At 74.8% G+C, this 18,839-nt stretch carries 16 protein-coding genes; 9 read left to right on the top strand and 7 right to left on the bottom strand.

Translation table 11 applies throughout. The annotated features are described in order from the left end of the window. Positions 1–25: 25 nt before the first annotated feature. Positions 26–1,132, top strand: a complete 1,107-nt coding sequence (locus tag ACFVQZ_RS16265; protein WP_383623020.1) for a S1C family serine protease — start codon at positions 26–28, stop codon at positions 1,130–1,132. Positions 1,133–1,189: 57 nt separating this feature from the next. Here the strand turns inward: ACFVQZ_RS16265 and ACFVQZ_RS16260 are convergent, their stop codons facing one another. Continuing rightward, positions 1,190–1,399: a hypothetical protein gene (locus tag ACFVQZ_RS16260; RefSeq protein WP_030496801.1), complete on the bottom strand. Its 210-nt coding sequence runs from the start codon at positions 1,397–1,399 to the stop codon at positions 1,190–1,192. A 91-nt stretch (positions 1,400–1,490) separates the two neighbouring features. Between ACFVQZ_RS16260 and ACFVQZ_RS16255 the strand changes: the two genes are divergently transcribed. The 4 genes from ACFVQZ_RS16255 (at position 1,491) to ACFVQZ_RS16240 (ending at position 6,448) form a co-directional block, all read left to right on the top strand. Further along, positions 1,491–2,696, top strand: coding sequence for a bifunctional adenosylcobinamide kinase/adenosylcobinamide-phosphate guanylyltransferase (locus ACFVQZ_RS16255; protein ID WP_030496800.1), 1,206 nt, complete (start codon positions 1,491–1,493; stop codon positions 2,694–2,696). Positions 2,697–2,785: 89 nt separating this feature from the next. Further along, positions 2,786–3,865 (top strand): nicotinate-nucleotide--dimethylbenzimidazole phosphoribosyltransferase, encoded by a 1,080-nt coding sequence (gene cobT / locus ACFVQZ_RS16250; RefSeq protein ID WP_383623395.1) that lies wholly within the window; start codon positions 2,786–2,788, stop codon positions 3,863–3,865. 109 nt (positions 3,866–3,974) lie between these two features. Next, complete coding sequence (locus tag ACFVQZ_RS16245) at positions 3,975–5,738, top strand: phosphatidylglycerol lysyltransferase domain-containing protein (protein ID WP_383623016.1); 1,764 nt, start codon at positions 3,975–3,977, stop codon at positions 5,736–5,738. After that, positions 5,735–6,448, top strand: coding sequence for a hypothetical protein (locus ACFVQZ_RS16240; protein ID WP_383623013.1), 714 nt, complete (start codon positions 5,735–5,737; stop codon positions 6,446–6,448). The genes ACFVQZ_RS16245 and ACFVQZ_RS16240 overlap by 4 nt, the downstream gene beginning before the upstream one ends. Here ACFVQZ_RS16240 and ACFVQZ_RS16235 read toward each other — a convergent pair. After that, complete coding sequence (locus tag ACFVQZ_RS16235) at positions 6,388–7,152, bottom strand: hypothetical protein (protein WP_030496796.1); 765 nt, start codon at positions 7,150–7,152, stop codon at positions 6,388–6,390. The two genes, ACFVQZ_RS16240 and ACFVQZ_RS16235, sit on opposite strands and share 61 nt — an antisense overlap. An 87-nt stretch (positions 7,153–7,239) precedes the next feature. Here ACFVQZ_RS16235 and ACFVQZ_RS16230 point away from each other — a divergent pair, with 87 nt between their 5' ends. Then, on the top strand, positions 7,240–8,004 hold the full coding sequence (locus ACFVQZ_RS16230; RefSeq protein WP_383623010.1) for an adenosylcobinamide-GDP ribazoletransferase: 765 nt from the start codon (positions 7,240–7,242) through the stop codon (positions 8,002–8,004). Between the two features lie 7 nt (positions 8,005–8,011). Here the strand turns inward: ACFVQZ_RS16230 and ACFVQZ_RS16225 are convergent, their stop codons facing one another. The 5 genes from ACFVQZ_RS16225 to ACFVQZ_RS16205 are packed head-to-tail and all read right to left on the bottom strand — an operon-like array spanning position 8,012 to position 14,540. Then, positions 8,012–8,806 (bottom strand): endo alpha-1,4 polygalactosaminidase, encoded by a 795-nt coding sequence (locus ACFVQZ_RS16225; protein WP_383623007.1) that lies wholly within the window; start codon positions 8,804–8,806, stop codon positions 8,012–8,014. Then, positions 8,803–9,423 (bottom strand): spherulation-specific family 4 protein, encoded by a 621-nt coding sequence (locus ACFVQZ_RS16220; protein WP_030496793.1) that lies wholly within the window; start codon positions 9,421–9,423, stop codon positions 8,803–8,805. Before ACFVQZ_RS16220 ends, ACFVQZ_RS16225 begins: the two co-directional genes overlap by 4 nt. 20 nt (positions 9,424–9,443) lie before the next feature. Continuing rightward, the gene (locus tag ACFVQZ_RS16215) at positions 9,444–10,883 is read right to left on the bottom strand and encodes a hypothetical protein (protein ID WP_383623003.1); all 1,440 of its coding nucleotides are present in this window, start codon (positions 10,881–10,883) and stop codon (positions 9,444–9,446) included. Next, entirely contained in the window at positions 10,880–12,412 is a 1,533-nt protein-coding gene (gene pelF, locus ACFVQZ_RS16210; protein WP_030496791.1) for a GT4 family glycosyltransferase PelF, read from the bottom strand. The genes ACFVQZ_RS16215 and pelF overlap by 4 nt, the downstream gene beginning before the upstream one ends. A 25-nt stretch (positions 12,413–12,437) precedes the next feature. Next, complete coding sequence (locus ACFVQZ_RS16205; protein ID WP_383622999.1) at positions 12,438–14,540, bottom strand: hypothetical protein; 2,103 nt, start codon at positions 14,538–14,540, stop codon at positions 12,438–12,440. Positions 14,541–14,834: 294 nt separating this feature from the next. On the opposite strand from ACFVQZ_RS16205, the gene ACFVQZ_RS16200 reads away from it, so the two are divergent. The 3 genes from ACFVQZ_RS16200 to ACFVQZ_RS16190 all read left to right on the top strand — a co-directional run. Continuing rightward, positions 14,835–16,343 (top strand): leucyl aminopeptidase, encoded by a 1,509-nt coding sequence (locus ACFVQZ_RS16200; RefSeq protein ID WP_030496789.1) that lies wholly within the window; start codon positions 14,835–14,837, stop codon positions 16,341–16,343. Positions 16,344–16,662: 319 nt separating this feature from the next. Beyond that, positions 16,663–18,051 (top strand): dihydrolipoyl dehydrogenase, encoded by a 1,389-nt coding sequence (gene lpdA / locus ACFVQZ_RS16195; protein WP_030496788.1) that lies wholly within the window; start codon positions 16,663–16,665, stop codon positions 18,049–18,051. Positions 18,052–18,113: 62 nt separating this feature from the next. After that, positions 18,114–18,839, top strand: a 726-nt coding sequence (locus ACFVQZ_RS16190) for a biotin/lipoyl-containing protein (protein WP_383622995.1), incomplete at its 3' end; no start/stop codon positions are given.

Here is an 18,839-nt window from a genome sequence, read left to right as displayed (position 1 = left end):
ACGGTGCGGAACGGATACTCCGGACATGGATGTCTCCCGCACCCGTCAGCGCCCCCCGCACCCGCCGTTCTCCCGTGTCCGCCGGCGCACCGCCCTGTCCCTCGCCGCCGGGGTCTGCGCCGCCGCGCTGACCGCCGGCTGCTCCGCGGAGCCCCGGACGGCCTCCGCGCCCGAGCGGACCACCGCGCAGGCCGCGGCGCCGCGCGCCGCCAACGACCTCCAGGACGACTACCAGGCCGTGATCAAGGACGTCCTGCCGTCGGTCGTGCAGATCGACGCGGCGGACAGCCTCGGCTCCGGAGTGGTGTACGACGACAAGGGGCACATCGTCACCAACGCGCACGTGGTCGGCGACGAGCGGGCCTTCCGGGTCACCGCCGCCACCGGCGGGGAGCCCGTCGGGGCCCGGCTGGTGGCCGCCTACCCGGAGCAGGACCTGGCGGTGATCCGGCTGGAGACGGTGCCCGAGGGGCTGAAGCCGGCCCGGTTCGGCGACTCGGCGGCGGTCGAGATGGGGCAGATCGTGCTGGCCATGGGGTCGCCGCTGGGCCTGTCCGGCAGCGTCACCCAGGGCATCGTCTCGGCCACCGGCCGCACGGTCAGCGAGGGGCGCACGGGCGGCGGCACCGGCGCCACCATCGGCAACATGGTGCAGACGTCGGCCGCGATCAACCCCGGCAACAGCGGGGGCGCGCTGGTCGACCTGGACGGCCAGGTCATCGGCATCCCGACGCTCGCCGCGTCCGACCCGGCGATGGGCGGCGGCGCCGCGCCCGGCATCGGCTTCGCGATCCCCGCCTCGATGGTGCGGACGGTCGCCGACCAGATCATCCGGGACGGGAAGGTCACCGACTCGGGGCGGGCCGCCCTCGACATCACCGGGCGCACGGTCCTGGGCGACTCCTACGAGCCGGCCGGCGTGGCCGTCGTGGAGGCCGAGGCGGGCGGCGCGGCGGCGGACGCGGGGCTGCGGGCGGGCGACGTGATCACCCGGCTCGCGGACGACGACATCACGACGATCACCTCGCTCGCGGAGTCCCTGGCGGACCGCAGGCCGGGCGACCGGGTGGCCGTCACGTACGTGCGGGACGGCGAGACCCGCAAGGCGGAGGTCACCCTCGGCGAGATGTGATCCGCGGTACGGGCGGGAGGGGCGGGCCCGATGGGTCCCGCCCCTCCCGCCGGGCCGTCAGGCGCCCTCGGCGTCCAGCGGCATCGGGCCGTAGACCGTGGTGGAGTCCTCGGAGAGGGTCACCTGGTCCGCGCCGCCCGCGAGCAGGTCGCGCCAGTGCTCACCGAGCCAGCTCTCGGCGTCGCCCTGGGTGCTGAACTCCTCCGGGGTCACCACCGGGGCGACCTCGGTGCCGTCGGACTTCTCGAACCGCCACGTCCATGCCATGTCCGCCTCCTGGGGCTCACCGGATGATCGGTTTCCTGCCCGCAGAGTAGCCGGGCGCGCACCGCGCGCGGGGGCGCGGGAGGATCAGTGCGTGGAACTGACTCTGCTCGGCACCGGCTCCCCGCTGGGCCTGCCCCGCCCCGACTGCCCCTGCGCGGTGTGCGCGCGCTCCCGCGGCACGCGCGCGCGTGCCGCCACCTCGCTGCTGGTGGACGGGGCCCTGCTGCTCGACCTGACCCCGGGGGCGGCGCTCGCCGCGGCCCGCGCGGGGCGTTCGCTGGTGGGGGTGCGGCAGGTGCTCCTGTCGCACCCGCACGACGGGCCCCCGGTGGAGCTCCCGGCCGGGCTGCCGACGGCGGGGCGGGTGCCGGACGGGCGGGAGCTGACGCTGATCAGCGGGCACCGGGTGCGGGCGGTGCCGATGGACTCCCCCGGGACCGGGTACGAGGTGGTGTCGGCCGACGGGCAGCGGCTGCTGTACCTGCCGCGCGGCGGGGCGCCGGCCGGGCTGCCGGACCACCAGCGGGAGCCGTACGACCTGGTGGCCCTGGACGTGACGGGCCGCCCGGACGCGCTGGCGCGGCTGCGGGCGGCCGGGGCGGTGGGGCCGGCCACGGAGGTGGTCGCCGTGCACCTGGACCACGACGCGCCGGCCGGGGACGAGCTGGACCGGCGGCTGGCCGCGGCCGGGGCGCGGGCGGTGCCGGACGGCACGGTGCTGTACCTGGGCGAGTACCACGAGCTGCCGGAGGTGCCGCGGCGGACGCTGGTGACCGGCGGGGCCCGGTCGGGGAAGTCGGTGGAGGCCGAGCGGCGGCTGGAGACCTTCCCGGAGGTGCTGTACGTGGCGACCGGCGGGACCCGGGACGGCGACGCCGAGTGGGCGGACCGGGTGGCCCTGCACCGGGAGCGGCGGCCGGGCTCCTGGCGTACCGCGGAGACGACCGACCTGGTGCCGCTGCTCGGCGAGGACGACGGTCCGGCGCTGCTGATCGACTGCCTGTCGCTGTGGCTGACCGACGCCATGGACCGGGTGGGCGCCTGGGACGACGCCGGCTGGGCGGACGGCGGGCGGGCGGCGCTGCGGGAGCGGACGGCGGAGCTGGTGGCGGCGGTGCGGGCGACCCGCAGGACGGTGGTGGCGGTGACCAACGAGGTCGGGTCGGGCGTGGTGCCGGCGACGGCGGCGGGGCGGCGGTTCCGGGACGAGCTGGGGCGGCTCAACGCGGCCTTCGCGGACGAGTGCGAGCAGGTGGTGCTCGTGGTCGCCGGACAGGCGCTGGTGCTGCGCGGGTAGGGTGCTGAGCCCGATGGCCCGTGCCGTGCCGAACCTCGCTGATGTCACAAGGCGGAACCCCGATGGACCCTCTGCAGCCCGCGCAGCCCCTGAACCTGGACGACTTCTCCGATCTGATCGAGCGCCCCGACGGCGGGGTCCGGCGTGACGCCGAGGAGCGCAGGGAGCGGCTCGCCGTGCGCCCGGGCGCCCTCGGCCGCCTCGACGAGCTGGGCGAGTGGCTGTCCGCCGCCCAGTCGGCGGTGCGGGTGCGGGCGATCGAGAACCCGAAGGTGGTGGTGTTCGCCGGTGACCACGGCGTGGCCGCCGCGGACGTGTCGGGCCGCCCGGCCGGCACCGCGCACGTCCTGGTGCGGGAGCTGCTGGACGGGGTGAGCCCGCTGGCGGTGCTGGCCCGGTCGATGGACGTGCCGGTGCGGGTGGTGGACGCGGGTCTGGACTGCGATCCGGAGCTGCTGCCGGAGGCGGTGACCCGGCACCGGGTGCGGCGCGGCAGCGGCCGGATCGACGTCGAGGACGCGCTGACGCCGGAAGAGACCGAGGCGGCGGTGCGGCTCGGGATGGCGGTCGCCGACGAGGAGGCCGACTCGGGCACCGACGTGGTGGTGCTCGGCGATCTGAGCGTGGGCGGGACGACGCCGGCGTCGACGCTGATCGCGGCGCTGTGCGGGACGGACGCCTCGGTGGTGACCGGGCGCGGCGGCGCGGGCATCGACGACCTGGCGTGGATGCGCAAGTGCGCGGCGATCCGGGACGCGCTGCGGCGGGCGCGGCCGGTCCTCGGCGACCAGCTGGCGCTGCTCGGGGCGGTCGGCGGGGCGGACCTGGCGGCCATGACCGGGTTCCTGCTGCAGGCGGCGGTGCGGCGGATGCCGGTGATCCTGGACGGGGTGGTGGGCGCGGCCTGCGGGCTGGTGGCGCAGCGGGCGGCGTTCCGGGCGCCGGACTGGTGGCTGGCGGGTCAGGTGTCCGGGGAGCCGGCGCAGGCGAAGGCGCTGGACCGGATGGCGCTCAACCCGCTGCTCGATCAGGGCGTCCTGGTGGGTGAGGGAACCGGGGCCCTGCTCGCGCTTCCCCTCGTCCGGGCCGCGGCGGCACTCGCCGCCGAGCTGCCCGAGCGGCCGGAGCCGACCACTCCGGACGCGGCCGTCCCGGCCGGGACGGTCTGAGGGGGAGACACACTCCATCGGTGAGGCCCGGAGGCGGCCGCCCGCGACGCGCGGGTGGCCGCCTCTGGCGTCGCCGGACGGGACGAGACGCCCCATATGATCGCTTTTCATGGGAGAGGTCCGCTTGTCCGCCGAAGGAACCACGCCCCGGGGCACCGACCGCTCGCGGCGGAGCGCCGCGTTCGCCGTCTGGTATCTGCGCGCCGTCACGTTCATCAACCTCCTGAGCGCCGTGTGGGTCTCCTTCGGGCAGGACCTGCGGCGCCACAACGAGGACGACTTCTTCACGCCGTACATGCTCACGGCCGGCTTCGCCTCCGGCGTCTTCACCCTCTTCCTGGCGGTCACCATGCGCCGCCGGAAGCGGGCCGCCTGGATCCTCAACACCGTGCTGAGCGGCCTCTTCCTGCTGCTGTTCGCGCTGGTGATGCTCTTCCCGGAGATCCGGGAGCACGCCCAGAACTGGGTGTCGCTGGCGCTGACCGCCGCCTTCTTCACCGCCCTGCTGCTCGGCCGCCGGGAGTTCTACGCGAAGGGCGACCGCTCCAACCCGCTGCTCGCGGCGGTGGTCGCGGCCGGCGGGCTGCTGGTCACCTCGCTGCTCGCCGCCCTCCTGGTGACCGCCACCAACACGGCGCCGGGCCACGCCACCTTCCTGGAGCGGTGGCGGTACGGCGTGATGCGGCTGGTCACGCTGGCCGCCGACGACGCGCGGTTCCCGGCGATCGCCACGCCGGGCTGGGTCGACGTGGTCATCAACGTGATGTCGACGCTGCTGCTCTGCGCGGTGCTCTTCGCCGCCTTCCGCTCCCGCCGGGCGGTGGACCCGCTGACCGAGGAGGACGAGGAGCGGCTGCGGGCGCTGCTCGACAAGCACGGGGACCGGGACTCGCTCGGCTACTTCGCGCTGCGCCGGGAGAAGAGCGTGGTGTGGTCGCCGAGCGAGAAGGCCGCCGTCGCCTACCGGGTGGTGGGCGGGGTGTCGCTCGCCTCCGGCGACCCGATCGGCGACCCCGAGGCGTGGCCGGGGGCGATCGAGCCGTGGCTGGCGGAGGCGCGGGAGCACGGCTGGATCCCGGCGGTCATGGGCGCGAGCGAGGAGGCCGGGGTGATCTACGCCCGGCACGGTCTGGACGCCCTGGAGCTGGGCGACGAGGCGATCGTGGAGACCGACGAGTTCACGCTCGACGGGCGGGCGATGCGGACGGTCCGGCAGGCGTTCAACCGGGTCAAACGGGCCGGGTACGAGGTGCGGATCCGGCGCCACGAGGACATCCCGGCCGGTGAGATGGCCGAGCTGCTGCGGAAGGCGGACGACTGGCGGGACGGGGCCACCGAGCGCGGTTTCTCGATGGCGCTCGGGCGGCTGGCGGACCCGCGCGACGGGCAGTGCGTGATGCTGGAGTGCACCGACGGGACCGGTGAGCTGCGGGCGCTGCTGTCCTTCGTGCCGTGGGGGCCGAAGGGGCTGTCGCTCGACCTGATGCGGCGGGACCGCGACTCCGAGAACGGGCTGATGGAGTTCATGGTGATCGAACTCCTCCAGCGGGCGAAGGAGATCGGGATCACTCAGGTCTCGCTGAACTTCGCGATGTTCCGGTCCGTCTTCGAACGCGGCTCGAAGCTCGGTGCCGGACCGGTGCTGAGGATGTGGCGCTCGCTGCTCAGCTTCTTCTCCCGCTGGTGGCAGATCGAGTCGCTGTACCGCGCCAACGCCAAGTACCGACCGATCTGGGAGCCGCGCTTCATGCTCTTCGAGAAGAGCGCCGACCTGCCGCGCATCGGCATCGCCGCGGCCCGCGCCGAGGGCTTCCTGGAGGCCCCCGGGCTGCCGAAGTGGATGCACCGCAGACATCTGGAGAGCGGCCGGTGAGCGGGGCGGTGCGCCGGTTCGCGCGGCGCGAGTGGGGGCCGTTGGCCGGCACCGTGCGCCGGGAGCTGACGGCGCGGCCGTGGTGGCGGGCGGTGCCGCTGACGCTCACGGCGGTCTGCCTCACCTCGCTGTTCCAGTTCGTCCAGAACCAGGAGTGGGGGTACGCGCCCGTGCAGGCGCTCGGCGCCGTACGGGCCGAGGACCCGCTGGGGCTGTCCCTGCTGCGCACGCCGCTGTCGCTCTTCGTCCCCGCGCTCGACCTGCCGGTGTGGGGCGCGCTCGCCCAGGTGCTGCTGGTCTTCGGGATCGCCGAGCTGTGCCTGGGGCGGTGGCGGACGCTCGGGATCGCGTATCTGGCGACGCTGTGCGGGACGCTGTACGCGCGCGTGGGCATCGCGCTCGGCCCCGGCACGCCCCTCGGCCTTCCGGCGTCCGACGCGCAGGTGGTGGACACCGGGCCGTCGGCGGCGGTGGTGGGTCTCGCGGTGTACGTGTGCTGGCGGCAGCGGGCGTACTGGACGGGGGCGGCGGTCGTCGTGGCGATGGTGGTCGAGGTGATCGTGAAGCCGAACCTCGCCGGCAAGGAGCACCTGGCGGCCATCGCGGGGGTGCTGGTGCTGATGGGCCTGCTGAAGTGGCGGGAGCGCGGTCAGGACGGGGTGGAGCCGCGGCCCGGGACCCGCTCCTGGAAGCCGCCGATCAGGTCCTGAACCCGCCGCCGCACCCGGGTCCACCGCTTGTCGTGCCGGTAGGCGCGAACCGTGCCGCGCGCGCGGGCGCGGTGGCGGCGGCCGTAGAGGCGCCGCCACCACCAGGAGCCGGGGCGGGCCAGCCGGACGGCGCCGACGATCGCGACGAACGGCACGAAGACCCCGATCAGCGCCATCCGCAGCTTGCCCTTGACCAGGGCGACCAGGACGAGGAGGAAGTTCAGCAGCAGGGTGAGGAGGAAACCCACCCGGTCCTGCCGCTCCTCCTCCGTGACGTCGTCCACGCCGAGCGGCGAGAAGCCGCTGAGCGGCAGCAGCACGAGCGCCGCGGTGAGGACGACGGCCTCGACGCTCTTGCGGCCCTCCTCCGACCAGTACACGTCGTCCAGGTGGAGGATGAGCGCGAACTCGTCCAGGACGAGGCCGGCGCCGATCCCGAAGACGACGGCGAAGGCGGCGGCGCCGAAGCCGTGCCGTCCGCTGGCGACCGCGCCGAAGCCGCCGAGCACGGAGAGGACCACCCCGGGCACGACGTGGTGGATGTGCAGCCCGCCGGAGGAGACGTTCCGGAACGGGCCCTTACCGGCCCGGATGAGCCGGGTGACCGTGCGCGTGAGCAGGAAGGTGAGCACGAACGAGGTCAGCGCCAGGAGCAGGGGGAGCTTCCCCGGCTCCAGGATGTTGCGGGAGAACCAGTGACCCATGCCACCCCGTTCCGCTATGCCCGAGAGGTACGGATACGTACGGATACCGGCAATCTACCGTCCGGTCCCGGCGACTACCCTGCCCGGATGGACGGCCTGCGTTTCGCCTTCGGCACCCTCACCGTGTTCCCCGCCCGCGTCACCCGCTGGGACCGGGACGCGGCGCGGGCCGGCATGCTGTGCGCCCCGGCCGCCGGTCTCGCCGTCGGTCTCGTCGCCGCCGCGGCCGGCGGGGTGCTCCTGCCGCTCGGCTCCGGGCCGCTGCTCGCCGCCGTCGCCACCGTCGCCGTGCCCGCCGTGCTCACCCGCGGCCTCCACCTCGACGGCCTCGCCGACACCGCCGACGGCCTCGGCAGCGCCAAGCCGGCCGACGAGGCCCTGCGGATCATGAAGCGGTCCGACATCGGCCCGTTCGGCGTCATCACCCTGGTCCTCGCCCTGCTCGCGCAGGTCGCGGCCGTGTACCAGCTGTACGCGGACGGCTGGGCGCGCGGCGCCCTCTGCGTCGTGCTGGCCGCCGTCGTCGCCCGCCTCGCCCTCACCCACGCCTCCCGGCACGGCGTCCCGGCCGCCCGGCCCGAGGGCCTGGGCGCGGTCGTGGCCGCCACCGTGCCGGTCCGCGCCGCCGCGCTCGCCACCGCCGCCGTCCTCGCCGCGGCGGCCGGCGCGGGCCTGCTGCTCTCCCCCGCCGACGCGGTCCGCGCCGTCCTCGCGTCCGGCGCGGGACTGGCCGCCGCCGCCCTGCTGCTGCGCCGCTGCGTCCGCCGCTTCGGCGGGGTGACCGGCGACGTCTTCGGCGCGGTCGAGGAGACGGCGGTGACGGTGACGCTGGCGGCGCTGACGCTGGGCTGACGGCCGCTCAGCAGCCCTGGCGCCAGGCGTCGAGCGCGTACCGCTTGCGCATCGAGCTGAGGCCCCGCTCGCGGGCCGCGGGGCAGAACGCGGCCGTGGGCACCTCGTACTCGGCGTGGAAGACGGGCTTGCCGGCGGCGACGAACGGGTCCAGCAGGTGGCACTCGTCGTACTGGGCGCACTGCTCGTTGACCGCGAAGTCGAAGTCGCCGACGAGCTGCGGAATCTGGTCGAGGTCGTTCTTGAGGCCGACGGCGAGACCGCGGTCGTGGGCGAGGCGGGCGATCAGCCGGTTGTAGCGGAGCTGGTCGGCGGCGGTGAGGGGGAAGCCGGTGCGGTTGCGGTAGCCGTCCATGTTGTCGGGCTCCACCGCGTCGAAGCCCTTCTCCGCGCACATGTCGATCCGCGCGGCCATCAGCGGTTCCAGGACGTCGGTGCGGCGGATGTCGAGCCAGCGCTCGCCGTCCCAGCCGTTGCCCTTCCCGAGGACGGACACCGGGAAGCGGCCGGCGTCGGGGCGGAAGTCCTCCCAGGCGCCCGTCGACAGGTAGCAGATCACCTTCCGGCCGCGCCGGTGCAGGTCGGCGACGGTGGCGGCCGGGTGGTCGAAGCCGTCGATGTCGTACACGGGCACGTCGACCGTCGGGTCGAGCCGCCCGCTGAGCTGCCACTGCCACGCCAGGCCCACCGCCGGCCGCCAGCGGCCGGGACCGGGCTCCGGGTCCTGGGCCGGGCCGCCGGTGCAGGCCGTGAGCAGGAGCAGCAGCCCGGCGAGGAGGAGGACTGGTGTCCGCCGTCTCATCGGGCGGGCTCCGGCAGGTCGTGCGGCAGGGTGCCCCACGGGTGGGCGCCGGTGCCGGGGACCGCGCAGTGCACCTCGGTCGCGGGGCGGAAGCCGGGCGGGGCCGCGTAGACCAGGTGGCAGTGGTGCGGGGCGGCCGGCAGGTCGAGGGTGCGGTAGGTGTCCCAGGGGCCCTCGAAGGTGACGAGGAGGTCGGCCAGTTCGGCGTACCCCTCGTCGGGGTGGGTGCCGTGGTTGAGGACGAGGGTGGCGGCCCCGGCGGCGCGGGCGGCGACGGCCAGCCGCCGGTAGTGCGGCAGCGCCTCCGGGCCGGTCGCCACCTGGTCGAGGAAGGCGCCGTCGGCGCCGTACCAGTCGCGATGGCGGAGCAGGTCGGCGACGACCCGGGCGTGCGGGCGGCGGCCGTAGGCGGTGTCCGCGTAGCCGAGGACCCGCACCCCGGCGGCGCGCAGCCGGGCGGCGGCGTCGGCGAAGGCCGGGTCGGGGGCCTCGCCGGCGCCGTTCGCCGGGTTGAGGACGACGCCGTGCAGCGCCGGGGCGGCCGCGACCAGGGCCGCCCAGCCCTCGGGGCGGTCGGTGGGGTGCTCGTAGAACGGCACCAGGAGGGAACGTTTCACGTGCGGTGCTTCCCGGTTCTTCAGGGGCGGTGGGCGGTCGGTCGGACCAGCAGGACGTGGCTGAGGACGGCCAGCACGGCCGCCGCTCCCCCGGCGGCGAGCGGGCCGGCCGCCGGGTCGAGGGTCTGCGCGGCGGCGGCCAGCAGGCAGACGGCCGCCGCGCCGAGGACCTCGCCGAACGCCTGGAGCAGCAGTCCCAGCCAGAGCACCGCGCCGATGAGCAGCAGGGCGAGCAGCCGGTCCGGGCCGGGCCAGGGGGTGCCGGGCCAGAGCAGGGTCGCGGTGAGGGTGAGGGCGAGCAGCGCGGTGAGGTAGCCGCCGAGGCAGAGGACGAGCGTACCGGTGACCGCGCGGCGGAAGGCGCGGGCGGTGGTGAGGGTCCGCAGCCGGGCGAGGCTGCCGCCGCGGAAGCGGTGCAGCAGCCATTCGGCGGGCCCCATGGAGAGGGTGAGCGCGATGACCGCGCCGGTGCCGGCGGCGAGGGAGTCGCCGAGCCCCGCGTGCAGCACCAGGACGCCGCTGCCGAGCCCGAAAAGGCCGTACGGGACGGAGGCCGCGAGCGGCGGTCCGCCCCGTCCGGCGGCGCCCCGCGCGGTGCCGGGGCGCAGTGTCCGGGCGGCGATCAGGCAGGCGGCGGCGAGGGAGAGGGCGGGCAGGGCGGCGCGCAGCGGGTCGGGCAGGTCCCAGCGGAGGGCAGGGAGGGCGCCGAGCAGCGGCAGCAGGGCGAGGAGCAGGGCCCGTTCGCGGCCGAGGACGAGGAGGACGGTGGCGGCGGCCAGGTAGAGGGACTGCCCGGCGGCGAAGACGGCGGCGGGGAGTTCGCCGTCGCGGGCGGTGAGGAGGGCGACGGCGGTGCCGGCGAGCGCGCCGGCCGGGGCGCCGGTGAGCAGGGCGCGGGCGGCGGCGGGCCGGTCGCCGAGACCGAGCCAGGTGTGGGCGCGGTGGGAGAGGGCCTGGTTCCAGACCCAGCCGGTGACGGCGCCGGCGAGCAGCGGGACGGTGCCGGCGGGGAGCCCGTACCGCCCCGGGGGTCCGGCGAGCAGGGGTCCGGCGAGGACGTAGGCGAGGCCGGGGAGGGCGAAGACGAGGCCGCGCAGCAGGCAGCCGCCGAGGCGTTCGGCCGGGCCGGGGGCGGCGGGGGCGGTGGGGGGCGGGGCCGGCCGGCGCCCGCGGACGCGCGCGTACAGGTCTTCGGCGAGCGCGAAGGAATCGTTCCGCCCGTAGGTGAGGCGGATGTGGTCGTCGGTCATGCCGTCGGATTCGAGCAGGGCGGCTATCTCGTCGGGGTGGACGGCCGCGGCGGCGAACTCGTCAAGCCGCAGGGCGAGTTCGTCGAGGGGGTCGGCGGCGACGCCGTGCGCCGCCCCTCCGGGGCCGGGGTCGGGTGTGCGCGGGCCGGGGACGGCCGGCAGGGGCGGCGGGGTGGTGGTCGGGGGCTTCAGCCAGAGGGAGCCGCTCATGCCGGGGTGCCTTCCGGGACGCGGGGCGCGGAACGGCGCGGGGACGGGATGCTGACGCGCAGCGGCGGCGCCGGGGCGGGCGGAGCGGTGCGGGGCGCGGCGAGTTCGCGGTAGATGCGGCGGAAGCCGTCGACCGAGCGGTGGAGGGTGAACTCGTCGATGACCCGCTGCCGGGCCCGCCGGCCGAGTTCGGCGCGGCGGGCGCCGTCGCGCAGCAGGGCGGAGACGGCGGCGGCCATGACGGCCGGTTCGCGGGGCGGGACGACGATGCCGGTGTCGCCGACCGCCTCCCGTACCCCTCCGACGTCGGTGGAGACGGTGGCCCGGCCGCAGGACATGGCCTCGATGAGGGAGAAGGGGAAGCCCTCGCTGATGGAGGAGAGCATCACCACGCTGCCGGCGGCGTAGGCGGACGGCACGTCGGAGACCCGGCCCTCGAAGGAGACGCCGTCGGTGACGCCGAGTTCGGCGGCGAGCTTCTCCAGGCGGGTGCGGTAGTCCTCGTTCCCGGCCGGGACCGGGCCGAAGAGCCGGAGCCGCAGCTCGGGGAGTTCGGCGCGGGAGATGGCGTACGCCCGGATCAGGGTCTCCAGGTCCTTGATGGGGTCGACCCGGCCGCACCAGCTGAGCGTCGGGGTCTCGGGTTCGGGTCCGGCCTCGGGGAAGAGGGCGGGGTCGACGCCGTTGTAGACGGTGCGGATGCGGTCGGCGGGGGCGCCGCCGCGCTCCTCCCAGCGCCGGTTGTACTGGTTGCACGGGGTGATGAGGTCGGCCTGGCGGTAGCCGAGGGAGGTGAGCTCGCGATAGAAGCCGAGCATGAGGGCCTTCACGGGCCAGCGCTGGGTCTCGGTGCGGTAGCCGAGGTAGCGCTCGCGGAGGTAGATGCCGTGTTCGGTGAGCAGGAAGGGCGCCCCTTCGAAGTGCTGCGCGGCGAGCGCGGGCAGGGTGGCGAGGCCGCTGGAGACGGCGTGCGCCACGCTGCCGTCGGCTATCCGGGCGCCGAGCGGCCGCAGGGCGTGTTCCAGCAGGTCGGTGGCGGTGAGGGCGTCGTGGACGGTGGGTCCGGCGGCCCGGGTGGGCAGATGGGGCATGGTCCAGATCCACATGAGGGTGCGCAGGGCCTGCTCGGAGCGGAGGGCCGGGGTGAGCCGGCCGTCGCGGGCGAGCGCGGCCAGTTCGTAGAGGCCGCCGGCGAGGTCGTGGCCGGCGTCCGGGTCGAGGAGCGCGAGCAGGAAGCGCTCGTACGCGGCGAGGAAGCGGCGGCGGTCGCGCCCGCGCGGGGGCCGGCGCGCGCGGGGCGCGGCCGGCCCCCGGGGGTGGCCCCAGAGCGGGAACGCGGTGTGCCGGGTGACGTTGGGCGGCAGCTCCCAGGTGACGGGTTCGCGCCCGCTGCCGGTGAGGGCGAGAATCTCGAAGGTGACCTCGGGCATGCCCCGGACGAGCTGGTCGCACCAGGTGCTGACGCCGCCGTGGACGTGCGGATAGGTCCCCTCGGTGAGCATGGTGACGTGACGGCCACTGCTCGGCATGTGCGTGTCCCCCAGAGCGTGCTGGTCAGGCGGTCGGGAGCTGGAGCGTGACGGCGGTCTGGAGCGGTTCGGGCGCGGTCCAGGCGGAGCGGCTGCCGGCGTACGGGGTGCCGAAGGCGGTGCTGCCGAGGACGAGGCGCTTGCGGGTGCCCTCGGGGACGGTGACGGGGATCTGCACGCCGGCGGGCGCCTTGACGGTGACGGTGGTGCCGACGCGGTACGCGGTGACCCGGCCGGCGGCGAGGGCGGCGTCCCAGGCGTCGCGGCGGGTCAGCTCGACGCCGACCTCCTTCTGACTGGGGTTCACCAGCGGGGTGTCGGCGGCGAAGAGCGCCCGGTAGTCGGCGAGGATCCGGTCGAGGACGGGGTAGAGCAGGCGCTCCTCCGCCAGGTTCGACTGGTGGACGTAGTGCGGGCGCGGGTCGTTGGCGACGACGTGGCCGAGGGCGGTGCGGGCCTCCTGCGGGACGATGTGCTCCGCGAAGCCGGTGGCCGGGTCGAGCGGGGCGGGCAGGCAGGTCGAGGCGGGGTCCGCCTCGCAGACGCCGCTGCCGCCGTCGGCGCGGGAGGTGTAGATCCAGTTGTACTCGTCGGTCATCTCGGCGGCGGTGCCGACGTTGTAGTAGACGTTCATCGGGTGCCGGGGCACGGTCTTCGCGGCGCCGACGGCCCGCTGGCGGGGCTCGCGGGAGTTGTCGCTGGCCGTCCACTTCACGCCGTTGTCGGCGAGGGCGCCGGCGAGGTGGGGGTTGTCGGCGGGCTGCTGGGGCAGGGTTCTGAGGCCGGAGTGCTCGCCGGTGACGAGTTCGGAGCGGTCGACGGAGATGCCCTTGCGGGCGGCCCAGTCGAGGTTGTTCCGGATCTGGGCGGAGAGTTCCGCGCGGCCGACCCAGAGGGTGTTGCCGGAGGCGTCGGTGGCGCACCGCCAGGGCACGGTGGTGTTGTCCTGGACGCAGCCGAGGTAGGGGTGGGTGTAGGTGTGGTTGATCCAGCGGTACTGGGCGCGGTCGGCGATCAGCCGGGCGGCGAGCGGGTCGCTGCCGCCGTGCGCGGCCTTCCACTGCTCGCCCTGGCCGCCGTTGTAGACCATGTCGAGGGTGAAACCGGACGCCTTCTGCCAGGCGGCGGCGTACGTGGCGTCGGCGGCGGTCATCCGGATGGGGTTCACCGCCTCCGGGTCGCCGCCGGCGCAGTCGAGGTCGCCGGGGGTGCAGTCGCGGACGGTGTCCCAGCGGGCGTCGGGCGCGAAGACGTCGTCGACGTGGACGGAGAGGTAGTTGCGGGAGCGGCCGAGGTGGACGCCCTGGGTGAGCCATTCGACGATGCCGCGGGAGAGGGCGCGGAACTGCCGCTGGTGCTGGTTGTAGGCGAAGGTGACGACGAGTTCGCGGCGCCCGTCGGCGGCGTACTCGCCGACCAGGCTGGCCCGGCCGCCGCCCGCCCCGTCGACGGGGATGTCGACGTAGCTGGTGTAGCCGGCCCGGGGGCGGCCCGCGTAGCCGTAGCTCTCGGAGACCGCCGGGTCGTTGTCCTCGAAGGTCAGGCTGCCGGCGAGGTAGCCGAAGGGGCCGGCGGCGCCGGCCGGGGTGACGCCGGCGGTGACCCCGTCGAGGACGCCGGACCAGCCGCCGTCGCTGGTGTAGTCGAGGCCGACGCCGGGGTGGGACCAGGTGTAGGCGTCGACCTGCGGGATGCCGAAGGCGCGCTCGTACGCCTGGAGCGCGGCGTGCTCGGCGGAGTCGGGGCCGAAGGCCGTCTCGTGCGGCAGGACGACGCCCTGGTACCGGGCGCGGGGGCGGCCGGTCGCGCTGTCGGAGGGTTCGCTGAGGAAGGCGGGGGTGAGGACGGGCCGGTTCGGGTCGTTCAGGTCGAGGACGCGGTACGGGACGCCGGAGCCCTTCAGTTCGGCGGTGATCGCCTCGATCGCGGTGCCGCCGTCGTCGACGACCAGCACGGTGAGGTCGATCCGCGGCTCCGGGGCCGCCACGGCCTGGGCGGACGGCACCACGCAGGCGAGGAGCGCGGCGGCGGCGAGCGCCCCGGCGGTGCGGCCGGCGCGGCGCGGCGCCCCGCTGTTTCCGGCCTTCCTCGGCGCGGTCGCGGGCATGCGGGATCTGTTCGCGTGCATGGTGTGGTGTCCCCCCTCGGCAGGTCCCCGGACGCGGGAGGACCTGTGGAGATGAAGCGAGGGCGCGGGTGCCGCCCTCGCGTGAATGAGGCGAGTGTCGCTCCGGCCCGGGAGCCGGAAGGACAAACATGAAAGAGACACCCCGGATGAGTGAATCGACGCCGCCGTGAGCGAACCGGGCGAGCGAGCGTAGGCTCGTTCTCGGCGCTCATCGGGCCGAAATACGATGCGGCGGGCTCGGTCGGCCCATCCCTCGACCGCCACAGAACTCAATGGAAGCGAGAATTCACCACCGTGACTGCTCTCACTCTCAGCACTGCCGGAGCGGCGACGCTGCGTGCCGACGCCCTCGTCGTCGGCGTCGCGAAGGCCGGGAAGACGCTGGTCGTCGCCCCGGGCGCGGAGGCCGTCGACAAGGCGTTCGACGGCCGGCTCGCCGCCGTCCTGGAGACCCTGGGCGCCTCGGGTGCCGAGGGTGAGGCCACCAAGCTGCCCGCGCCCGCCGGCCTGAAGGCCCCCGTCGTGCTCGCCGTCGGCCTCGGCTCCGCCCCCGAGGACGGCGAGGAGTACGACTCCGAGACCCTGCGCCGCGCCGCCGGCACCGCCGCCCGTCTCCTCACCGGCTCGAAGAAGGCCGCGTTCGCGCTGCCGGTCGAGTCCCCCGAGGGCGCCGGCGCGATCGCCGAGGGCGCGCTGCTGGGCGCGTACTCCTTCGACGCCTTCAAGGAGCAGCCGAAGGACGCGAAGAAGCCGCTCGCCGAGGTGGCGCTGCTCGGCGCCAAGCCGCGCGACAAGGCCCACAAGGCCGCCGCGGACCGCGCCCTGGCCGTGGCCGAGGAGATCAACCGCGCCCGCGACCTCGTCAACACCCCGCCGAACGAGCTGAACCCGGCCGGCTTCGCCGCCGTCGCCCAGGCCCTCGGCAAGGAGCACGGCCTCAAGGTCCAGGTCCTCGACGAGAAGGCGCTGGCCAAGGGCGGCTACGGCGGCATCCTCGGCGTCGGCTCCGGCTCGGTGAACCCGCCGCGCCTGGTCAAGGTCGCGTACACCCACCCGAAGGCGGAGAAGTCGCTGGCCTTCGTCGGCAAGGGCATCACCTACGACTCGGGCGGCATCTCCCTGAAGCCGGCCGGCCACAACGAGACCATGAAGTGCGACATGGCCGGCGCCGCCGCCGTCCTCGCCGCCGTCGTCTCCGCGGCCCGCCTGGGCCTGGAGGTCAACGTCACGGCGTGGCTCGCCCTCGCCGAGAACATGCCGTCCGGCTCCGCCACCCGCCCGGGTGACGTGCTGCGCATGTACAGCGGCAAGACCGTCGAGGTCCTGAACACCGACGCCGAGGGCCGGCTCGTCCTCGCCGACGCGCTGACCCGCGCCTCCGAGGAGCACCCGGACGCGATCGTCGACGTGGCGACGCTGACCGGCGCGATGATGCTGGCGCTGGGCGCCCGCACCTTCGGCGTGATGGCCAACGACGACGACTTCCGCACCGCGCTGCACGAGGTCGCGGAGGAGGTCGGCGAGCAGTCCTGGCCGATGCCGCTCCCGGCCGACCTGCGCAAGGGCATGGACTCCCCCACCGCCGACATCGCGAACATGGGCGAGCGGATGGGCGGCGGCCTGGTCGCCGGTCTCTTCCTGCAGGAGTTCGTGGGCGAGGGCATCACCTGGGCCCACCTGGACATCGCGGGCCCGGCCTTCCACGAGGGCGCCCCGTACGGCTACACCCCCAAGGGCGGCACCGGCTCCTCGGTCCGCACCCTGGTGCGCCTCGCCGAGCTGACGGCGGCCGGCGAGCTCTGACGGACCGCCGCCGCGACGGAAGGCCCCGGACGCCCCCGGCTCCGGGGCCTTCCCCGTGCCCGGGGCGGCCCGGGCCCGCCGGGCGGCTGTTCGCCCGCGACGAAATCCGTATCTTCGTACGCCCTGGTGGGCGCCCGTACGGACGATCGCCCGGTCTCATCCACCGGCCCCGCGTCCCGCTGTCCGTCAACAAGTGCGAAGATGGGTTCTCGGCAGGACAGGGCCCCCACCACAGGGCCGAAATAATGCGGCCGGACACCGGAGCCGCCGCCTGGTCATCGACGACCGGCGACGAGCGCACATGCATGGAGGACGTGACGTGGCGAACGACGCCAGCACCGTTTTCGACCTAGTGATCCTCGGCGGCGGTAGCGGCGGTTACGCCGCGGCGCTGCGCGGAGCGCAGCTGGGCCTGGACGTCGCACTGATCGAGAAGAACAAGCTCGGCGGCACCTGCCTGCACAACGGCTGCATCCCGACGAAGGCCCTGCTCCACGCCGGCGAGGTCGCCGACCAGGCCCGCGAGGCGGAGCAGTTCGGTGTCAGGGCCTCCTTCGAGGGCATCGACATCAAGGCCGTGCACAAGTACAAGGACGACGTGATCTCGGGCCTCTACAAGGGTCTGCAGGGTCTCGTCGCCTCCCGCAAGGTCACCTACATCGAGGGCACCGGCCGTCTGTCCTCCCCGACCTCCGTCGACGTCGACGGGCGCCGGGTCGAGGGCCGCCACGTCCTCCTCGCCACCGGTTCCGTGCCGAAGTCCCTGCCCGGCCTGGAGATCGACGGCAACCGCATCATCACCTCGGACCACGCCCTCACCCTGGACCGTGTGCCGGAGTCCGCCATCATCCTCGGCGGCGGTGTGATCGGCGTCGAGTTCGCCTCCGCGTGGAAGTCCTTCGGCACCGACGTGACGGTGATCGAGGGCATGAAGCACCTCGTGCCGGTCGAGGACGAGAACAGCTCGAAGCTCCTGGAGCGCGCCTTCCGCAAGCGGGGCATCAAGTTCAACCTCGGCACCTTCTTCCAGAGCGCCGAGTACACCGAGAACGGCGTGAAGGTCACCCTCGCCGACGGCAAGACCTTCGAGGCCGAGGTGCTGCTCGTCGCCATCGGCCGCGGCCCGGTCTCGGCCGGCCTCGGCTACGAGGAGCAGGGCATCGCGATGGACCGCGGCTACGTCCTGGTGGACGAGTACATGCGGACCAACGTGCCCACGATCTCCGCGGTCGGCGACCTGGTCCCGACGCTCCAGCTCGCGCACGTCGGCTTCGCCGAGGGCATCCTCGTCGCGGAGCGGCTGGCCGGTCTGAAGACCGTCCCGATCGACTACGACGGCGTGCCCCGGGTGACGTACTGCCACCCCGAGGTCGCCTCCGTCGGCATCACCGAGGCCAAGGCCAAGGAGATCTACGGCGCGGACAAGGTCGTCGCCCTCAAGTACAACCTCGCGGGCAACGGCAAGAGCAAGATCCTGAAGACCGCGGGCGAGATCAAGCTCGTCCAGGTCAAGGACGGTGCCGTGGTCGGCGTCCACATGGTCGGTGACCGCATGGGCGAGCAGGTCGGCGAAGCGCAGCTGATCTACAACTGGGAGGCGCTGCCGGCCGAGGTCGCGCAGCTCATCCACGCCCACCCGACGCAGAACGAGGCGCTCGGCGAGGCCCACCTGGCCCTGGCCGGCAAGCCTCTGCACTCCCACGACTGACGCTCACGTCATCACAGGGCGCGACGACCAACTTCCGCAATTCGTTAGGAGCAACTGAAACCATGTCGGTTTCCGTAACCCTGCCGGCGCTCGGCGAGAGCGTCACCGAGGGCACCGTCACCCGCTGGCTCAAGGCCGAGGGCGAGCGCGTCGAGGCTGACGAGCCGCTGCTCGAGGTCTCGACCGACAAGGTCGACACCGAGATCCCGGCCCCCGCCTCCGGCATCCTCGCCTCCATCAAGGTCGCCGAGGACGAGACCGTCGAGGTCGGCGCCGAGCTCGCCATCATCGACGACGGCTCCGGCGCCCCGGCCGCCGCCCCGGCCCCCGCGGCCGAGGCCGCTCCGGCTCCGGCCGCCGAGGCCCCGGCCGCCCCGGCGCCGCAGGCCGCCCCGTCCACCGAGGTCCAGGAGCCGGCCCCGGCCCCGACCGCGGAGGCCGCCGCCGGCGGCGGTTCCGCCGAGGGCACGGACGTCGTCCTGCCCGCGCTCGGCGAGTCCGTCACCGAGGGCACCGTCACCCGCTGGCTGAAGTCGGTCGGCGAGACCGTCGAGGCCGACGAGCCGCTGCTGGAGGTGTCGACGGACAAGGTCGACACCGAGATCCCGGCCCCCGCCTCCGGCGTTCTCCTGGAGATCGTCGTCGGTGAGGACGAGACCGCCGAGGTCGGCGCCAAGCTCGCCGTCATCGGTGCCGCGGGTGCCGCTCCGGCCGCCCCCGCCGCCCCGGCCCCGGCCGCCCCGGCCGCCGCTCCGGCTCCGGCCGCTCCCGCCGCCCCGGCTCCGGCG

The sequence above is a fragment of the Streptomyces sp. NPDC057854 genome, from assembly GCF_042797055.1.
GTDB lineage: Bacteria > Actinomycetota > Actinomycetes > Streptomycetales > Streptomycetaceae > Streptomyces.
Note: the sequence above shows the minus strand (reverse complement) of the source record. Positions and strands in the feature narration are given on the sequence as shown.

Excerpts from the sequence above, each read along its gene's own strand:
- ACFVQZ_RS16265 (WP_383623020.1), top strand. The coding sequence starts at position 26 with ATGGATGTCTCCCGCACCCGTCAGCGCCCCCCGCACCCGCCGTTCTCC.
- ACFVQZ_RS16205 (WP_383622999.1), bottom strand. The coding sequence starts at position 14,540 with ATGCACGCGAACAGATCCCGCATGCCCGCGACCGCGCCGAGGAAGGCC.
- ACFVQZ_RS16230 (WP_383623010.1), top strand. The coding sequence starts at position 7,240 with ATGGACGGCCTGCGTTTCGCCTTCGGCACCCTCACCGTGTTCCCCGCC.
- ACFVQZ_RS16225 (WP_383623007.1), bottom strand. The coding sequence starts at position 8,806 with ATGAGACGGCGGACACCAGTCCTCCTCCTCGCCGGGCTGCTGCTCCTG.
- ACFVQZ_RS16260 (WP_030496801.1), bottom strand. The coding sequence starts at position 1,399 with ATGGCATGGACGTGGCGGTTCGAGAAGTCCGACGGCACCGAGGTCGCC.
- ACFVQZ_RS16215 (WP_383623003.1), bottom strand. The coding sequence starts at position 10,883 with ATGAGCGGCTCCCTCTGGCTGAAGCCCCCGACCACCACCCCGCCGCCC.
- pelF (WP_030496791.1), bottom strand. The coding sequence starts at position 12,412 with ATGCCGAGCAGTGGCCGTCACGTCACCATGCTCACCGAGGGGACCTAT.
- ACFVQZ_RS16245 (WP_383623016.1), top strand. The coding sequence starts at position 3,975 with ATGGGAGAGGTCCGCTTGTCCGCCGAAGGAACCACGCCCCGGGGCACC.
- ACFVQZ_RS16235 (WP_030496796.1), bottom strand. The coding sequence starts at position 7,152 with ATGGGTCACTGGTTCTCCCGCAACATCCTGGAGCCGGGGAAGCTCCCC.